Origin of the sequence: Winogradskyella jejuensis (assembly GCF_900129745.1) — a bacterium.
In the GTDB taxonomy this organism is placed as follows: domain Bacteria; phylum Bacteroidota; class Bacteroidia; order Flavobacteriales; family Flavobacteriaceae; genus Winogradskyella; species Winogradskyella jejuensis.
This window is the reverse complement of the sequence record NZ_FQWS01000001.1, coordinates 1,489,381-1,507,845: the sequence shown is the minus strand read 5'-3', so window position 1 is coordinate 1,507,845 and position 18,465 is coordinate 1,489,381. Positions and strand designations below refer to the sequence as shown.

Sequence of the window (18,465 nt, the reverse complement as noted above, 5' to 3'; positions counted from 1 at the left end):
AATATAATTGAATTCAGAAAAGGCTATGATAATCATAGCCTTTTCTTTTAAAAAATTGAAAATGAAAAAATTGTTACTTCTAATTGTACTACTATCTGCTTCAACCCTATCAAGCTTTGGACAAACCTTTACATGGTCTCCAGAATTTTTTGAAGAAACAGATACTAACGTTACTTTAACTATTTCTGGGTTCAATCCAGTTACGGAATGGAGTGTATCCGACATCTATTTATGGGCTTGGCATATCACCGATGATGGTACTCAGATAAACAACCCTACAGCTACTGGAACAGACTTTAGTAATTCTCCTGAAACTGCAAAATTTACCAACAATGGCGACGGTACGTATTCTTTTAACTTTGGCATACCAACCGATTTTTTTAGCAATACTGATATTGCAACAATAGGTTTCCTTATAAAATCTCAAGATGGGAGTAATCAAAGTGGCGATAACTTCAAAGATTTAGGAATTAGTAATATAGTATTCATCAATCCTTCTCAGACACCTGTTTTACTTAACTCAGGGGATGATTTATTTATTCAGACGGAAGTCGAATACGAAGGAAATACCCAATTTGGGGTAACATATGATATTTCTTTTACTGGAACTTCTGATAACACAAATCTCAGCGGAAATTGTGGCTTCCCTAGATGCTCGGACACTATAACAAATATTACAAGTGGAGGCATAGTAACCTTTACTGGAAATCTATCGGGAGCTAATGATGATATTAGTGTAGTTGACAGTTTTCAAGTTATTGTAAGTCCTACTGTTATTGAAGAAGCTCTACCAGCAGGTCTAGTCGATGGGATTAATTACTATGCTACTGACGCAACTAAAGCTACATTAGTTCTTACCGCACCTAATAAAGATTTTGTAGAAGTGGCTGGTAGTTTTAATAATTACCAACCTCAGTCATCTGATGTTATGAAACGGGATCCTGTTACTGGTAAATATTGGTTAGAGATTACAGGACTTACCTCAGGACAAATTGAAACTTATCAATATTGGGTTTACGACACCACTCCTATTAGTGGCTCTCCAGTATTAGTTAAAGCTGCAGATCCTTATTCGACGCTTGTATTATCTCCATTTGATGACCCATTTATTCCTGCCTCAAGCTATCCTAGTCTCCCTACATATCCAACTGGACAAGAACGCGAAGTAACAGTTTTACAAACAGGACAAACACCTTACAATTGGGTTGTGACGAACTTTGACAAACCAAAAGAAGAAGACCTTATTGTATATGAATTATTAGTTAGAGATTTTGATGCTAACAGAAATTACCAAGATGTAATAGACAGGATAGATTATTTCAAAAATCTTGGAGTCAATGCTATTGAATTAATGCCAGTTATGGAGTTTGAAGGTAATGAAAGTTGGGGTTACAATACAGCCTTTCACATGGCACTAGATAAATTTTATGGCACACCAGAAAAATTTAAGGAATTAGTTGATGTTTGTCATCAAAATGGAATTGCCGTTATCTTAGATATTGCTTTTAATCATGCTTTTGGTCGTAATCCTCTCGTCCGTATGTGGATGGATGATCCAGACGGCGACGGTTGGGGTGGCCCATCAACAGAAAACCCTTACTTTAACATTTTTCCTACGCATTCTTTTAATGTTGGTAGTGATTTTGATCATAGTAATACATTAACTAGAGATTACGTTAAGCAAGTTACTGCCTACTGGATAGAAGAATACAAAATAGATGGATACCGTTGGGATTTAACAAAAGGCTTTACACAAAACTGCGGAAATGGCACTTTTGATGGTGATTTTGGTTGTACGCAAAACTACCAGCAAGACCGAATAGACGTTTTAAAAGAATATATCGACCATCTGTGGGCAATTGACCCAGACCACTATTCAATTTTTGAGCATTTAGGTTCTGATAATGAAGAAAAAGAATGGGCAAATTACCGTCTTGATGAAGGTAAAGGTGTTATGATGTGGGGTAAAATGACTGGTCCTTACAACGAGCTTACTATGGGACAGGATTTAAATAAGGATATAAGACGCATGGGACATAAAGATAGAACTGGTTTTAATGGTCCAAGAGTTATCGGATACCCTGAAAGTCATGACGAAGAGCGTTTAATGTATAACAACATTATCAACGGTAAAAATTTTGGTGGTTATAATGTCACTGACCTTAATACAGCACTTTCTAGAATGTCTGCCTTAGGTGCAGTTTCTGTAATGGTTCCAGGACCAAAGATGATATGGCACTTTGGCGAATTAGGAATGGAAAACTCAATATTTACTTGTACAAATGGAACGGTAAATACAGAAGGTGATGCCGCTCCTGGTGATTGTAAATTAGATACAAAACCGCAACCTCAATGGACTAATAACTGGTTGTCTGATGCATTGCGCTCGCAAATCTATAGTGATTGGGCACGCTTAAATGCTCTTAAAACCACTGAAGATGTTTTTGAAGGCGATTATACTATTTTCTCGAATTCTGCAGATTTTACTCCTTCAATCCGAGTATTTGATACAAGCCTCCCAAACACGCAACTTAATGATGTTTTTATTATCGCTAATTTCGATGTTGTATCTCAAAATATAGATCCAGGATTTACAGCTGGAGTTACGACTTGGTATGATTTAATGGACGAAACCGGCGCAACTACTGTGCCTGGTTCTACAACTTCTATAACTGTGCCTGCTGGACAATTTAGAATCTTTGGCAACCAATCGGTAGCTGCATTAAGTACTAATGATGTATCATTTAATACGTTTAATATTTATCCTAATCCAGCGAATACATCATTTCAAATAAACTCAAATATATCTGATGTAGAAATTTATGATTTATCAGGCAAGTTAATAAAATGGTATAAAGGTTATTTTAATAGCTCAGATTCGTTCGACATTTCTAGTTTAAAAACTGGCGTTTATATTTTAAGAGCGAAAAATGAAAGTAACCAAATAAGCACTTCAAAACTTATTAAACTTTAATGTCAAGTTCATATAGTAGAAAAAGGCTTCTCAAATGAGAAGCTTTTTTGTTTGTGCGCGTAGGGAGACTCCCTTCGACTGCGCTCAGGGTAAACTTCTCGTCTGATATGATTACAAATCTTCTAAAAAAAAGAGCCAACTCTATAAGTCAGCTCTTTTTTATTGTGCGGGCGGGGAGACTCGAACTCCCACACCTCGCGGCACTAGATCCTAAGTCTAGCGTGTCTACCAATTCCACCACGCCCGCAATAAGACCGATTATGTTTAAAATCGGGATGCAAATATAAACAATGTTTTCAATAATCAAATAGCTTTAAAACAATAAATAGTCCTTTAGCTTTTCTTATTTTTGTTAGACACACAAATTATAAATTATGTCTGGTATTCAATCTTATATTTCTTCAAATAAACAACGCTTTATAGACGAGCTCATCGAGCTTTTAAAAATCCCGTCTATTAGTGCAGATTCTGCATACGAAAAGCAAACGATTCAAACTGCAGAAGTTATCAAGACCAGTCTAGAAAAAGCAGGTTGCGATCATGTAGAAATTTGCGAAACCGATGGTTTTCCTATTGTTTATGGCGATAAAATTATAGACCCAAAATTACCAACCGTATTAGTTTACGGACATTACGATGTACAACCGCCAGATCCATTAGATTTGTGGCACTCACCGCCTTTTGAACCTGTAATTAAAAATACAGATTTACACCCTGAAGGTGCCATTTTTGCTCGAGGTGCTTGCGATGATAAAGGCCAAATGTACATGCACGTAAAAGCCTTAGAATATATGACGTCTCATGGCGAGTTACCCTGTAACGTTAAGTTTATGATTGAAGGCGAAGAAGAAGTTGGCAGTGTTAATCTCTCGCATTTTGTAAAAGCAAATCGTGAAAAATTAAAGAACGATGTTATCCTTATTTCCGATACAGGGATGATTGCCAAGGACGTTCCATCGATTACAACTGGGCTCCGTGGCTTAAGCTATGTCGAAGTTGAAGTTACCGGACCAAACCGCGATTTACATTCTGGTTTGTATGGTGGCGCTGTGGCAAATCCGATTAATGTTTTAACGAAGATGATTGCCTCACTCCATGACGAAAATAATCATATAACTATCCCAGGATTTTACGATAAAGTAGAAAATCTATCTGACGCTGAACGTGCCGAAATGGCAAAAGCGCCATTCTCTTTAGAAGACTACAAAAAAGCCTTGGACATCGATGCTGTTTATGGCGAAGAAGGTTACACTACAAACGAACGAAATTCTATTAGACCAACTCTAGATGTCAACGGAATTTGGGGTGGTTACACTGGCGAAGGGGCAAAAACAGTCATCGCTAGTAAAGCCTTTGCAAAAATCTCAATGCGCTTAGTACCTAACCAAGATTGGGAAGAAATCACCCAACTATTCAAAATACATTTCGAGAGCATCGCTCCTGCTGGTGTGCGCGTAAAAGTATCGCCTCATCACGGCGGTCAAGGTTATGTAACACCTATAGATAGCATTGGCTACAAAGCTGCAGCAAAAGCCTATGAACAAACATTCGGAAAAACACCCATACCGCAACGTAGCGGAGGAAGCATACCAATTGTATCTCTATTTGAGCAAGAATTAAAAAGCAAAACTATACTAATGGGATTTGGTTTAGATAGTGATGCAATCCATTCGCCAAACGAGCATTTTGGTATTTGGAATTACTTAAAAGGTATCGAAACCATTCCTTATTTTTATAAATACTTTACAGAGTTAAAACAATAAATGCTATTAAGTCAATCGTATAGAGAAGTTTGGTCATTAAGAAGTAAACTAATTTTTAGGTTTATTTTCTCATACTTTCTACTCTATATTCTATTGATGTTTACCAGTAGTTTGTTTAAAACGCCTTTTAAATGGATTGGTAAGTCGCTGCTAGGGTTTTCTTATGACTTTGATGTAAGTGGTTATGGCAGTGGAGATAATACCTATGCTTACATTACGCTATTTGTCAATTTTGTTCTAGCAGTAATTATAACTTTTTCATGGTCAGTACTAAAACCTAACAGAAAGGAATACAATAAAGCCTTTTATTGGTTCTTAGTTGTGCTTAGAGTTTTTATAATACTAGCTATGCTTTTATATGGATTTGTAAAAGTCTTTCAAATCCAGTTTCAACCACCATCATTTGTAAAATTACTTCAGCCCTTAGGTGAGTTTTCGCCAATGGGACTAGCCTGGACGTATATGGGATATTCTAAAGGTTTTGGGATGTTTGCTGGCCTAATGGAAATCCTTGGAGGTGTCCTCCTTATATGGAGACGCACAGCTACACTTGGTGCTTTTATTGTCATTGGTGTGATGACGCAGGTAGCTATGATGAACTTGATGTTCGATATACCTGTTAAGCTATTTTCAATTCATTTAATATTGATGGCAAGCATCATTTTTATGACAGATATTAAACGGTTTTTATCCGTTTTTATAAAAAATAAAAGTACCGAAGCGTATGATTTTTACCATCCTGAAACTTCGAAAAGTTATCATAAAACTATTTCTATTATAAAGAAAATAATACTTCCTATTCTTCTTATTGCCGGGTGTGTATTAGGTTATTTAGGGCAGCTAAATATTAGTGACCAAAATCATAGACCTGCACTCTATGGGATTTGGGAAACTAAAACCTTTATAAAAAATAATGACACAATTCCGCCATTGACTACAGATTCTCATCGTTGGCGCTATCTATTAATTGAACGGAAAGGCAAAGCTGTTGTAAAGACTATGACCGATAAGCTGGTAAGACACACTTTTGAAACAGATACCACTGAAAATAAAATTTCTATTTACAGTCAATACAGCATCAAAGACAGTCTTAATTTTGAGTTTGATTTGCCCAAACCTAATCTTCTTAAATTATGGGGTAAAATTGAAAGTGATAGCATTTTTGTAACCTTAGAGAAAAAGGATTTAAACGAATTCCCTTTACATTCGCGTGGATTTAATTGGATAAACGAACGCCCTTACAACAAATAGTATCCTACTTATTGCTTCACAAACTTATAAGTACTATCTCCTAGGTTAGATTTGATGTTTACAAAATAAACGCCGCTAGAAAAACTAGAGACATCTAATTTTGACCTATCGGAGTTCAAATTCATCTTTTTAACCAATTTCCCTTCAATATTATAGAACTCCAGTTCTAGTGTTTCAGATAAATTAGATACTATATATAATTCTGAAACGACTGGATTAGGAAAAACTCTGAATGTATTTCGATTAAATTTATCATTAGATAGCACTCTTACAATATCGGCTTTTGTGGCCGTGTAAGCCGCAACAAGCTTCACCATCTCATAATAATAGGGAATATCTAAAGTCGCAAGTCTATCAGTTGCCATATGATAAAAAGGTGTTTGGTCATTTGTTATCCAAGATTCACCAACTAGAACCGCGCCATAACCTTCATCCCAAAACGGTTTATGGTCACTTGCTGGTGTTCCAGGCTGTACGACGATAGGATTCAAATTGGGCGCATACGTTGGTTGTAGTGCTAACAAATCGTCTTTAATGGCCCCAGATTCAACGGTATTGTTTAAATCTATATCAAAATTATTATCATTTGCTGTTTGATTTTGATAACCCATCATATCCATGTTTACAACAGCGACAATATTATCGCCATTAGCACTGGCTTGTTCAGCATAAAAATTAGACCCGCGGAGTCCATTTTCTTCCTGATCCCAAAGGGCATAAACAATAGTATTCTCGGTTTCGTATTGAGATAAAATTCTTGCGATTTCTAATACTGCTGATGTTCCAGTGGCGTTATCATCTGCACAAAACTCTGCAACAGAATCGTAATGCGCACAAATGAGATAGATGTTATTTGGTGTTACTGTACCTGTTTGAGTCGCTATAATATTTCGTCCAATTCCAGCACCGGCATTAAAACTTTGGTCGTTTATACTAATGTTGCTTAAGGCTTCAAAATGGTCTTTTATATACTCTGCAGCCAAATCGTTATTGCTTTGTATTCTTGTAGTTATAGTAGCCAATGTGCCATTTATTAAAGAAGACGTTTCTCCGGATAATTCGGCAACTTTTCGCTCTAAACTATCTTGCCTTATGGCATTGACAACATCCTGAACAAATTGTGCATTGGCAAATAAGGTCGAAAAAATTACGGCAAATAAAGTGATGTAAAATCGTTTCATAACTAATGATTTGGGTTCATTATTTTTCAAATATAAGAATTCAAAAACGAAAATATTTTGACTCTACACTTGTAGAATTAAATTTTATTTCTACATTTGTAGAAGTTAATCTGAAAATATAGAACATGCAACTCTCAAAAACCGAAGAACAACTTATGCAATATCTCTGGAAGTTAAACAAAGCCTTTATGAAAGATTTGTTGGACAGTTATCCAGAACCAAAACCTGCAAACACTACAGTAGCTACGCTATTAAAGCGTATGACAGATAAAGGGTTTGTAGATTATAATACCTTTGGGAAGTCTCGCGAATATTATCCTTTAATTAAAAAAGAAGACTATTTCTCTAAGCATGTAAACGGGTTAATAAAGAACTTTTTTAATGACAGTGCCTCACAATTTGCTTCGTTTTTTACCACTAAAACAGACTTATCGAAGTCTGAATTAGAAGATTTAAAAAAGTTGATTGATAACGAAATAAAGAAAAAGTAATCATGGAAATCTATCTTTTAAAATCAACAGCCATCCTAGCTATATTTTGGGTGCTCTATGTTTTGTTTTTAGAAAAAGAAAACATGCATCGTTTTAAGCGCTTTTATTTGCTAACCTCAGTAGTTGCTGCATTTTGTATTCCACTTTTAAGTATAACACAATATGTTTATGTAGAGCCTATTAATGGTCTAAACTTTAGCAATGCTGCTATACCTTTCTCTATAAATGAATCATTAGAAATTATTGAAACACCATTTTGGACGCTAGAACGCATCCTTTGGTCAGTCTATATTCTAGGCGTAGCTATATTCAGTTTAAGGTTTATTAAAAACCTGTTCAGCATTGTAAAAACCATAAACACTAACGAAAAACAAAAACAATCGTCTATTACGTTTGTACTACTTAAAACACTGATAAATCCGCATACGTTTTTCAATTTTATTTTTCTGAATAAATTGAAATTCCAGAAAAACGAAGTCCCAAAAGAAGTTCTTCTTCACGAAGAAGTGCATGCCAAACAAAAGCATAGTTTAGACATTTTGTTTATAGAGTTAATGCAGATTGTATTTTGGTTTCAGCCTTTTATTTGGCTCTATAAAAAACGTATAAAACTCAATCACGAATTTTTAGCAGACCAAGCCGTTATAGACAAAGGCTTTGAACCTGCTAATTATCAAAACACCTTATTATCCTATTCATCACATCAAGACTATAGCCTTGCAAATGCTATAGATTATTCATCCATCAAAAAACGATTTACAGTTATGAAAACACGAACATCACAAAAAAGAAAGTGGCTAATTGGCCTATTAGTTCTACCCGTTTTAGGGGTTTTATTTTACGGCTTTAGCGAACGTAAAATTGTTGAAGTTCCTTTACAAAATGAAATTTCAGAAATAAATACTTCAGTCCTTGAAAAGGAACATACAGCCCGAAGTATTAGCATCAAGGTTTTAGGCAATAACAACTATGAAGTAGATGGAATTAAGACCGACAAAACCTCTTTCGTTGAAACGGTGAATACATTGCACCAAGATATCTCAGCTACGGTTCGAAATAAAATTATGAATGTACACGTGACATTTGCAGGTGAGGAAACAAATAAAGAAGTTTGGTTTATATACAACGCTTTAAAAGATTACGGATTTCATCGTTTAGTAACTAAAAATCAAGAGGTCATTAAGAGTAAAGGAAATACACCTTTCTTGGATAATAAAAAATCCGAAAAACAACAAAAACTACCTACAGCTAAAGAAATAGCAGAATATAACGCTTGGGCAAAAAAGATAAATGCCAAAAGCACAGTTTTTTCTACAGGTGAGAAACTACTTCCTCCTGTAAACGAACAAAATTTAATCAAATATGCTGGCATCCACAATAGAATGTCTGCGGCACAAAAGCGAAACGCCGAAAAAATGCCATTTCCAGGATTTGAATATGTTAAGGGTACTGAAGCCTCAATTTCTGTCTCGCCGAATGCTGAACAACAAAATCCAGCAACTGCAAAAGAAGTTGCAGAATATAACGCGTGGGCAAAAAAGCTAAAAGAAGAAACGTTAATAGCTCAAAAAAATGAGCAAAATGGTAAACCTGCAGAATACCCAATTGTAAAGCAAAAAGACTTAATGAAATATCAAGGGATATACAGTAGAATGACAGATAAGCAAAAAGCTGAGTCGGCTCCACACCCTGTTTCGGATAAAGCATTGAAAGCTATAAAATTTCCTCCGCCTCCACCTCCAGTAAAGCAACAAAACCCACCAACAGCAAAAGAAGTTGCAGACTACAATGCTTGGACTAAAAAATTGAGTGCTCAAATTAGTAAAGCTGAGACTAATAAAAAAGCACCTTACCCTATCATTAAGCAAAAAGACATAGCGCGTTACAAATCTATTTATAGTCGTATGACGGATAAGCAAAAAAAGGATGCTGAAGTATTTCCAAATTTTCCGCCGCCACCGCCACCGCCACCACCATTTCAAGTCAAACAATACAAAAACGGCAAAAAGAAAACGCTTAATCAAATTATAAAAGAGACACCAAAAAATGCAAAGTCTGGCTATGAGGTTTTAGACAATGGTGAGTCGCACTACTTCATCATTTATGGCGGCAAAAAAACCTACTACAATAAAGATGGTTTCATAACTGATGATAAAGGAAACGTTTTGCCACCGCCTCCTCCACCGCCACCAGTTATGAAGAAAAATGAATAAACCTATAATCTTAGTACCAAAGAAAGCCTCTTCCACGAGGCTTTTTTCGATTAAAACTGTAACAAAACCAAACTTTTAGCGTTCTTATAGTTTATCAATCTAATCGAACCAAGTTATGCTAAAACAATTTTTTATTATCTGCTCTGGCGCAGACACCGATATACTTAAAGACTGTTCCATAGGCGAACAAAACAAATATGCTGGGATAGGTGCTACTGTTTTTTTTACGGCGCTTATGGCTACTATAGCAGCGAGTTACGCGCTTTACACCGTTTTTGACACACTCTATTCAGCCATATTTTTCGGGATTATTTGGGGCTTGCTCATTTTTAATCTAGACCGTTATATTGTTTCTACCATTAAAAAACGAGATAATGTTATAGATGAAATTCTTCAGGCGACACCTCGAATTTTATTAGCTGTGATTATTGCTGTTGTTATATCTAAGCCTTTAGAACTAAAGATTTTCGAAAAAGAAATCAATCAGGTACTTCTAGAGCAAAAAAACGATTTAACCTTAGCCAATCAAAATCAGATTGCACAACAGTTTACACCTAAGATTACTGAATTACAAAATACTATTACCGGACTTCAAACGGAGATTGATACTAAAGAGGCAGAAGTGAATACACTTTACGACACTTACATTTCTGAAGCTGAAGGTACAGCAGGCACCCAACTCTTGGGAAAAGGGCCTGTTTATAAAGAAAAACGTGAGAAACACGATGCTGCACTTGCCGAATTACAACAACTAAAAACAGATAACAAAGCCAAAATTGAAGCTCTACAGACTGAGATTGCTGACCTACAAACTACACAAAAAACAAACGTTGCAGATTCGCAACCCATCATTGATAATTTTGATGGTTTAATGGCGCGTGTTAATGCGCTAGGTGAATTGCCATGGTTACCATCGTTTTTTATATTTATGCTATTTTTAGCTATAGAAACTTCGCCAATTTTTGCTAAACTATTATCTCCTAAAGGCGAATTCGATTACCGTCTCCAAGACCAAGAAACTACAATTAAGACTTGGACCATGCAAAAGGTTAATGAGCGTAAACTGTTACTTAAAACAGACAATGACATTAATAATAAGGTTTATAACGACATTGCCGATGAAGAAGAGGTGATTAGCTATAAGCACAAAAAAGCGCGAGAACTAATGCAGCTACAGGCTGATGCTTTTTTTAAAAATCAGAAAGAGGCGCTTTAAAATTTAGTTACTACTTTTAGGTTGAATAAAACCCAACCTCATGAAAAAGTATGTTATAGCCCTAGGATTAGCCCTTATTACTTACGCTTGTATTAGTGTTAGAGCCGATGTTGGAGATGTCACTGTTGTCGAAGAAACAGATTACAATACAGCAAAAACTGCCATTCTAAAAGTCATGGATGACCAACAAAACGCGTGGAACCAAGGCGACCTCAAAGGCTTTATGCAAGGGTATTGGAAAAGTGATTCGCTTAAATTTTATGGTAGTAATGGACTTACCAAAGGTTGGCAAAACACATTAGATAATTACAAACGTGGTTACCCTACAAAAGCGGAAACCGGAACGTTAAACTTTATAATTAATGATGTTTCGCAAATTGATGGAAACAATTACTGGGTTATGGGAGAGTACCATCTAAAACGAGAGGTTGGTGATGCAGATGGTGTCTTTATCATCATTTTTAAAATGATTAATGGCGAATGGAAGATTGTGGCGGATATGAGTTGTTAGAAGAATTAGATTATTAGATTTCTAGACTTTTAGAAGTCTATCAATTATCTGTTTATCTTCAAATAATGAACCTCAAAATCAACTGGTTTATGCACTATCGTCGTAGATACCGGATATTTTTTTAGAAGCCGTTCTGGTCTTATTGGGCGTTTTTCAAAACCACCACCACAATTAGGACATACTTGCTTTAGCTTTTCTACACAATCGGCACAATACGTACATTCAAACGTACAGATATAAGCATCTTGAGCATCAAAAGGCAAACGCTTATTACAGTTCTCGCAAGTAGGTCTAATTTCTAGCATTATAGTTTCTTTACGTACTTCGTGATTATCACAATGTGCTGTCCATCGACTTTACCTTCAATATATTCTGAATTTTCTCTATCGAGCCTAATATTTCTAACAGCTGTACCTTGTTTAGCAACCATACTAGAACCTTTCACCTTTAAATCTTTTACCAACACCACAGAGTCGCCAGTATCTAAGACAACACCATTTACATCGCGATGAATAACCTGGTTTTCGTCAGCCTCTCCATCTCCAGCGGCTTTAGCCAATTCAAGTGTTTCATCTTCTAAATACATCATAGCTAACATATCTTCTGCCCAAGATTCATTTACACGATTAAGCATACGCCAAGCCACAATCTTTACAGCATCGTGCTCGCTCCACATACTATCGTTAAGACAGCGCCAATGGTTAGGGTCAATCTTCTCAGAGTCTTCCATTTGCTCTATGCAATTATTACAGGCGTAAATTGCTTTTTCTTTTGCATTGGGAATATCGTAAACCGACAGATGTTCTGTTGCACTACACAACTCGCATTGATTATTGCTACGCTGTTTTAAGTCTTTTGCTGAAGTCATATAACTAATAGAAGCTTCAAAGATAATTTTAATATGATTATAAGGCGAAAATCTTAAAATTTTCTATCCGGATGAAACGCCTCAATTGGCATGGAATATTTCTCTTTCTTAATTATCTCAGTAACTAATTTTCCTGTTGCTGGTCCCAAACTCCAACCCATCATAGCATGGCCAGTAGCTATAGTTAAATTTTCGCATTTTGAAGATTTACCAATATATGGCAAACCGTCTGGTGAACATGGTCTTAAACCGCATTTGGCATTATCAATAGCTTCCGAGTTAATAGTTATATTTGGGTAATAATCCTTAGCTGCTTTTGCAATGGCTTTAACACGCACAGGATTTATATTATGATTTATTCCAGCAATTTCCATAGTCCCTGCGAAGCGCGTAAAACCATCCATAGGTGTAACGGCAACTTTAGCTTCACATAGAATTGAAGGTATTTTAATTCCAGTATCTTTTTCAACATTTATTGAATAGCCTTTTCCTGCTTGAAGTGGGATTTTAATATCTAGTTTTTTAGATAGATTTTGGCTCCAGCTTCCAGCAGCCATCACAACCTCATCAGCTTCTAGCTCTTGATTATTTGTAATAATTTTGCTTATTGAATTCGCATTTACCTCTATATCAACTAAGGTTTCATTTTCAAAAAACGTGACACCAACGGATTTTAAATGACTCAACATATCCCGCATAAAATTATTAGGTGTCATGTGCGCATCAGAATGAAAATAAACGGCGCCTTTGATATCTAAATCTACATCTGGCTCTAGTTTTTTGACTTCTGAAACTGAAAGATTTTCAACTTTGAGACCTTCTTGTATGCCACGTTGCCCAACTTGCCATTCTTCCTCTCCGACCTTTTCGGACTTATAGCACATTAATAATCCCTTGCGTACGTAATGAAACTTAAAATCTCCCGAATCTTTTAAATCCTCATAAAGTCTTCGGCTTAATAAATTTAGGTCTTTAATTACTGGTATTGCTTTTTCGACTTTTGCCTTTGTTGAAGAGGATTTGAAAGCCCAAGCCCATTTTAAAAAATCGACATCAAGCCTAGGTTTTACATAAAAAGGACTCGCCGAATTAAACATCCATTTTATGCCTTTTGTAATAATTCCTGGTTGTGCTAATGGAATAAAATGACTTGGTGTAATGTATCCGGCATTAACGTACGATGCTCCTGACGAAAAATTTGATTTATCGATTACCGTGACACTACAGCCTTCTTTTTGAAGATAATATGCAGAACATAATCCTATGATTCCGCCACCAATAATAATTACTTGTTTAGACATATTTATATCACTTGAAAACCATGGGCATATGGGTCATCCTCGTCATCAATAGTAATGGTATTATGCCCATAAATTTTTGCCCAACCTTGAATACTTGGAATTATTGCTTTTTTATCACCTAGACTAGTAACCTCTTCAACACGTCCGATAAATTTACTTCCTATAAAACTTTCGTGAATAAAAGGTTCTCCAACCTTTAATTGACCTTTGGCGAAAAGTTGTGCCAAACGTGCTGATGTTCCTGTTCCACAAGGACTTCTGTCTATGGCTTTATCGCCATAAAATACGGCATTTCTTCCATGAGAGTTTTTGTCTAAAGGTGTGCCTGTCCATAATAGATGTGAAACATCTCTAATGGTTTTATTTTCTGGATGAATAAAATAGTTAGGATACTTCTCGTTAATAAGTGGTCTGAGTTTTTGAGAAAATCCAATAATTTCGCTTGCTGTATAATCTTGAATACCTGAAAAATTTTCCTGCGGGTCTATAATCGCATAAAAATTACCACCGTAAGCCACGTCGAATTTAAGCTTACCCAAAGTTGGACAGTCTACAGATAATCCTTCTGCTGCCAAATAACTTTTTACGTTCGTTAGTTTTACCCAATCTACTTTTTCACCGGTTTGTTGGTATTCGATTTCTACCAAACCTGCCGGTGCTTCCATTCTTATCTTTCCTGGCGTTTTTGGTGTAATTAAACCTTCTTCAATAGCAATTGTAATGGTGCCAATAGTACCATGACCACACATTGGCAAACAACCCGAAGTTTCTATAAATAGAATGGCAAAATCATTTTCTGGATTGTGCGGTGGATATAAAATACTGCCACTCATCATGTCATGACCACGAGGCTCGAACATCAAGCCTTTACGAATCCAATCGTATTCTTTTAAAAAATGTTGACGCTTCTCACTCATTGTATCACCAACAAGCTCTGGACCTCCACTTTTAACCACTCTAACCGGATTTCCGCAGGTATGCGCATCTATACAAACAAAAGTATTTTTAGCCATTTACTCAATCGCTGCTTTAGTTTGACTATTATTTACCAATCTAGAAATTCCTAAAGGATTTTCATTTTTTAATTCGTCTGGAAGTAATTCATTTGGCCAATCTTGATAACTAAACGGTCTTACCCATCGTTTTATAGAATGGATACCAACAGCGGTAAAACGACTGTCCGTTGAAGATGGATACGGACCGCCATGTACCATTGACGGACAAACCTCAACTCCTGTAGGAACGCCGTTATAGATGATACGTCCAACTCTGTTTTGTAAAGCAGAAATAACTCCTGAATACTCTGAAGCTTCATCTGAATCTGCTATTAACGTACCTGTGAGTTGTCCTTCTAAATTAGAAATAACGGCTTCTAATTGGTCAACGTCATCACACTGTACAACCATAGAAAATGGCCCAAAAACTTCTTGATGCAATATTGGATTTTTTAAAAATGTTCCGCCATCTACTGTTACGACTGCCTGACTAGCATAATTAGGTTTTGTATCTGAATTAAGATTAGCCGTAATTGCAGTATCGGTCTGAGACATTACTTTTTCTTTTTTAGTTTGATAAGCCTCATGAATATTAGGATGCAGCATACAGGTTGGCTCTTTTTCTAATATGGCATTGGATAAACTTGACACAAAATCAGAAAGCGACTGACTTTTAATACCAAGAATGAGACCTGGATTTGTACAAAACTGTCCTGTTCCCAAAGTGATAGAATTAGCATAAGTTTCTGCAAGTGCTTCACTTCGGTTATTAAGTGCTGCTGGCAGTATTACGACAGGGTTTATACTTCCCATTTCTGCAAAAACAGGTATAGGTTCTTCACGCTGAGCTGCTAAATCATATAAAGCTCGACCACCTTTTATACTTCCTGTAAAACCAACAGCCTTTACTTGTGGATGTTTTACAAGTTGCGCGCCAACGTCAATACCACTGCTATTAATATTAGAAAACACCCCGTTTGGCATACCAGTGGCCTCAGCTGCTTTAATAATAGCACTTGCTACCAATTCTCCTGTTCCTGCATGCATTGGATGGGATTTTACGATTACTGGACAGCCAGAAGCCAATGCTGCGGCTGTATCGCCACCAGCAGTTGAATAGGCTAATGGAAAATTACTTGCTCCAAAGACCACGACTGGTCCTAGAGGCACTAATAGTTTTCGGAGGTCTGGTTTTGGCATGGGTTCTCTATTGGGCTGCGCTGTATCGATAGATGCTTCTACCCAAGAACCTTCTTCTACCAAATCGGCAAAACTTCTTAGTTGACCTACGGTTCTTCCTCTTTCACCTTTTGCTCTTCCTTCTGGGAGACCTGTTTCAGAACAATACGTCTTAATTAAAGTATCATCTAATGCTAGAATTTCATCAGCAATAGCTCTTAAAAACTTTGCTTTTTTCTCACCAGAAACCGCTTTATAAGTTTCAAATGCTTCTGTAGCTAATTGGGTTGCTTCATTAATTTCACTTATCGTTGCCTCGGTATAAATAGGTTCATTTTCAATATTTAATTCTGGATTAAACGTTTTATACGTTTTACTTCCTTTTGCTGATAGCTTTGAGCCTATATAGTTTTTTCCTGTAATCATATTTACTAATTTTTAATATTTGGATATTTGAAAACATCAAGATATTAAGTCCAGAACTTCAAGCCTTTCTTTTGCCAGAATATATCTAGCGCGGACATCATCAATTTGCTTTTGAGTTAATTTCTTACCAAAGGTACGCAGTCCTCCAGCAATATCGTTATGATGTATTCCCATAGCAAGCTTAAGATATTCCATCAACAGCGGCTGAGCATCTAGATAAGACAAGGAATTTAAAGCCTGCGAAATTTTGTTTGCTTTATCCCATTCTCCGTTTGAAATATACTCTTGCATTGTAACACTTGCTTTTGGGAAAATAACGCCTACACCTGTAATTCCGCCACAAGCTCCAGCAAGTCCTGCATGCACAGTAACTGTATCTACTCCTGCCAAAATCTTTAAATCTTTGTTTTCTAACATCAACGTTTCAATAATTGAAACATCGATGGTCGATATTTTAAGCGCAGTTACCTTAGGAAGAACAGAAAGCCTTAAAAGGAGGTCTGTTGATAGCGGATGATAACCTGCAGCATCAGGATTGTTATAAGGCATAATTGTTACACCAACATCATTTGCAGTTGCTTCAGAAAGTGCATAATACTCATACATTTCTTTATCAGAAGGAATCGCCTTCGTTTTTGGTGGCATGACCATAACTGTATCAACGCCAACTTTTGCAAGTCCTTTTACGATTTTGGCAAGTTGTTCTTTAGTTTCTGCTGCAGCTCCACTGATTAAAGGAACATTATATTCTTTAGAAACCTCAGAAAGTGCTTCCAATAAAGACAGACGCTGTTTTGTGCTCAAGTAACTATTCTCACCTAACGTACCAGAACCAACAAGTCCGCTCATTCTGCTACCACCATTTCCTTGAGTTTTTAAAACATCTGCTGCCTGTTTCTGTGTTGTACCAAAGTCAATCTCAAGAGCACCAGATTTTGACTCTTTTAACCATGTAAATACTGCAGGCATTACACCATCCCATTTAGAACTCATAATATTTATTTTTTGAGTAGTGAAACTAAGCAATTTCTTAATTGCATTTACTTATCTTAAAAATAAGTATAGTTATGTCGAAAGACATAAGACAGCTACTGTATTCGTGTTCTATCCTTCTTTGGTAATTTCTGAACTATCAGGTCGTAAGAGTGGTCAATCAACGATGCAATTAGTTTTGTAGGCACATCACTATTTACGTAAACGGAATTCCATTGTTGCTTATGCATATGGTAACCTGGCTGAACACCATCATATTCCGCACGAAGTTCTTGCGCATAATCTGGATTGCACTTAAGGTTTATAAACGGATTTCCCTCTTCCCATTTTTTTAATGACGCCAAGGCAAACATTTTGTTGCAGACTTTAAATACGAGCGTATCTTCATCAAACGGAAAATGCTCAGTGACTTCCTTTTTATTCACGCAATAGTCTCGGAATTGCTCGATGTTCATTCTAAAAGTTTTTTATCTTCAGTTTCAATCTTTAATGCTGAATAATCCAGCTTCCAACCAATAGTTTCTACAATAGACTCTATAAGTTGAATGGCTTCTAGAGCTTCACCTCTAGCTACATTAAACAAACCACTCTCTGGTATTTTTTCTTGTATATGGGCTTTAGCTTGCACATGTAAGTCTGTTAAATCTGAAGCTTCAAATTTGTTAAACATACCGTCTTTTTTGTCGTAATAATTAATGTTGGTTTCGATAGACAATACCTCTGGTTGAGGAAAGTGGGTAAGCACTACGCGTTTTGAGTTCGCATCAGCATTCATTTTAAGTTTACTTAAATCAAACCCAACATGCGCTTTAGCATTGATGACGACTAGTGCCTTTTTCTTACTAGAAATCAATTTCAGAAATTTTTCCTTTACATCTTCGTAATGGTAAATATCCGCAAAATCGCCTTCGACCGTAATGAACTTACAAACGCGCTTTATCTTATCTAAAAGAATGATAGACTGCTCGTTTGTTTTCTTTGTACTTCGCCATTGTTTTATTAGTGTCACTATGCCTAGAGTGACTAATATACTTATGATTATGATGAAAAATGTTTCCATTTATAGATTTTAATATAGCTACCGAATCAACTCTCCGAAAGCG

16 protein-coding genes and 1 tRNA gene are annotated in these 18,465 nt (G+C 36.2%); 7 read left to right on the top strand and 10 right to left on the bottom strand.

Annotated elements, in window-relative coordinates; translation table 11 throughout:
- Positions 1 to 61 precede the first annotated feature (61 nt).
- Positions 62 to 2,974, top strand: a complete 2,913-nt coding sequence (locus BUB95_RS07055) for an alpha-amylase family glycosyl hydrolase (RefSeq protein ID WP_073084694.1) — start codon at positions 62 to 64, stop codon at positions 2,972 to 2,974.
- A 165-nt stretch (positions 2,975 to 3,139) separates the two neighbouring features.
- On the opposite strand, the gene BUB95_RS07050 is transcribed toward BUB95_RS07055, so the two are convergent.
- A tRNA-Leu gene (locus tag BUB95_RS07050) sits at positions 3,140 to 3,221 on the bottom strand.
- Positions 3,222 to 3,348: 127 nt separating this feature from the next.
- Between BUB95_RS07050 and BUB95_RS07045 the strand changes: the two genes are divergently transcribed.
- Both BUB95_RS07045 and BUB95_RS07040 read left to right on the top strand, forming a co-directional pair.
- Complete coding sequence (locus tag BUB95_RS07045; protein WP_073084692.1) at positions 3,349 to 4,737, top strand: dipeptidase; 1,389 nt, start codon at positions 3,349 to 3,351, stop codon at positions 4,735 to 4,737.
- The gene (locus tag BUB95_RS07040; RefSeq protein WP_073084690.1) at positions 4,738 to 5,988 is read left to right on the top strand and encodes a DoxX family protein; all 1,251 of its coding nucleotides are present in this window, start codon (positions 4,738 to 4,740) and stop codon (positions 5,986 to 5,988) included.
- An 8-nt stretch (positions 5,989 to 5,996) separates the two neighbouring features.
- Here BUB95_RS07040 and BUB95_RS07035 read toward each other — a convergent pair whose 3' ends face one another.
- Positions 5,997 to 7,169: a M28 family peptidase gene (locus BUB95_RS07035; RefSeq protein WP_073084688.1), complete on the bottom strand. Its 1,173-nt coding sequence runs from the start codon at positions 7,167 to 7,169 to the stop codon at positions 5,997 to 5,999.
- Between the two features lie 125 nt (positions 7,170 to 7,294).
- On the opposite strand from BUB95_RS07035, the gene BUB95_RS07030 reads away from it, so the two are divergent.
- The 4 genes from BUB95_RS07030 (at position 7,295) to BUB95_RS07015 (ending at position 11,600) form a co-directional block, all read left to right on the top strand.
- A complete protein-coding gene (locus tag BUB95_RS07030; RefSeq protein WP_073084686.1) occupies positions 7,295 to 7,660 on the top strand; it encodes a BlaI/MecI/CopY family transcriptional regulator in 366 nt (121 codons plus the stop codon).
- Between the two features lie 2 nt (positions 7,661 to 7,662).
- Positions 7,663 to 9,873: a M56 family metallopeptidase gene (locus BUB95_RS07025; RefSeq protein ID WP_073084684.1), complete on the top strand. Its 2,211-nt coding sequence runs from the start codon at positions 7,663 to 7,665 to the stop codon at positions 9,871 to 9,873.
- Between the two features lie 115 nt (positions 9,874 to 9,988).
- On the top strand, positions 9,989 to 11,089 hold the full coding sequence (locus BUB95_RS07020) for a DUF4407 domain-containing protein (RefSeq protein WP_073084682.1): 1,101 nt from the start codon (positions 9,989 to 9,991) through the stop codon (positions 11,087 to 11,089).
- Positions 11,090 to 11,129: 40 nt separating this feature from the next.
- Positions 11,130 to 11,600: a YybH family protein gene (locus BUB95_RS07015; protein WP_073084680.1), complete on the top strand. Its 471-nt coding sequence runs from the start codon at positions 11,130 to 11,132 to the stop codon at positions 11,598 to 11,600.
- A gap of 44 nt (positions 11,601 to 11,644) precedes the next feature.
- Here BUB95_RS07015 and BUB95_RS07010 read toward each other — a convergent pair whose 3' ends face one another.
- The 8 genes from BUB95_RS07010 to BUB95_RS06975 form a co-directional block, all read right to left on the bottom strand.
- Entirely contained in the window at positions 11,645 to 11,905 is a 261-nt protein-coding gene (locus BUB95_RS07010) for a DUF1272 domain-containing protein (protein WP_073084678.1), read from the bottom strand.
- Positions 11,905 to 12,468 (bottom strand): PhnA domain-containing protein, encoded by a 564-nt coding sequence (locus BUB95_RS07005; RefSeq protein ID WP_073084676.1) that lies wholly within the window; start codon positions 12,466 to 12,468, stop codon positions 11,905 to 11,907. The genes BUB95_RS07010 and BUB95_RS07005 overlap by 1 nt, the downstream gene beginning before the upstream one ends.
- A 53-nt stretch (positions 12,469 to 12,521) precedes the next feature.
- Positions 12,522 to 13,769, bottom strand: coding sequence for an NAD(P)/FAD-dependent oxidoreductase (locus tag BUB95_RS07000; protein ID WP_073084674.1), 1,248 nt, complete (start codon positions 13,767 to 13,769; stop codon positions 12,522 to 12,524).
- 2 nt (positions 13,770 to 13,771) lie between these two features.
- Positions 13,772 to 14,782, bottom strand: a complete 1,011-nt coding sequence (locus BUB95_RS06995; protein WP_073084672.1) for a 4-hydroxyproline epimerase — start codon at positions 14,780 to 14,782, stop codon at positions 13,772 to 13,774.
- The gene (locus tag BUB95_RS06990) at positions 14,783 to 16,369 is read right to left on the bottom strand and encodes an aldehyde dehydrogenase (NADP(+)) (protein WP_073084670.1); all 1,587 of its coding nucleotides are present in this window, start codon (positions 16,367 to 16,369) and stop codon (positions 14,783 to 14,785) included. It lies immediately after the preceding gene.
- Between the two features lie 36 nt (positions 16,370 to 16,405).
- A complete protein-coding gene (locus BUB95_RS06985) occupies positions 16,406 to 17,362 on the bottom strand; it encodes a dihydrodipicolinate synthase family protein (RefSeq protein ID WP_073084669.1) in 957 nt (318 codons plus the stop codon).
- 95 nt (positions 17,363 to 17,457) lie between these two features.
- Entirely contained in the window at positions 17,458 to 17,817 is a 360-nt protein-coding gene (locus BUB95_RS06980; protein WP_073084666.1) for an MmcQ/YjbR family DNA-binding protein, read from the bottom strand.
- Positions 17,814 to 18,422 (bottom strand): DUF4230 domain-containing protein, encoded by a 609-nt coding sequence (locus tag BUB95_RS06975; protein WP_073084664.1) that lies wholly within the window; start codon positions 18,420 to 18,422, stop codon positions 17,814 to 17,816. The genes BUB95_RS06980 and BUB95_RS06975 overlap by 4 nt, the downstream gene beginning before the upstream one ends.
- Positions 18,423 to 18,465 lie beyond the last annotated feature (43 nt).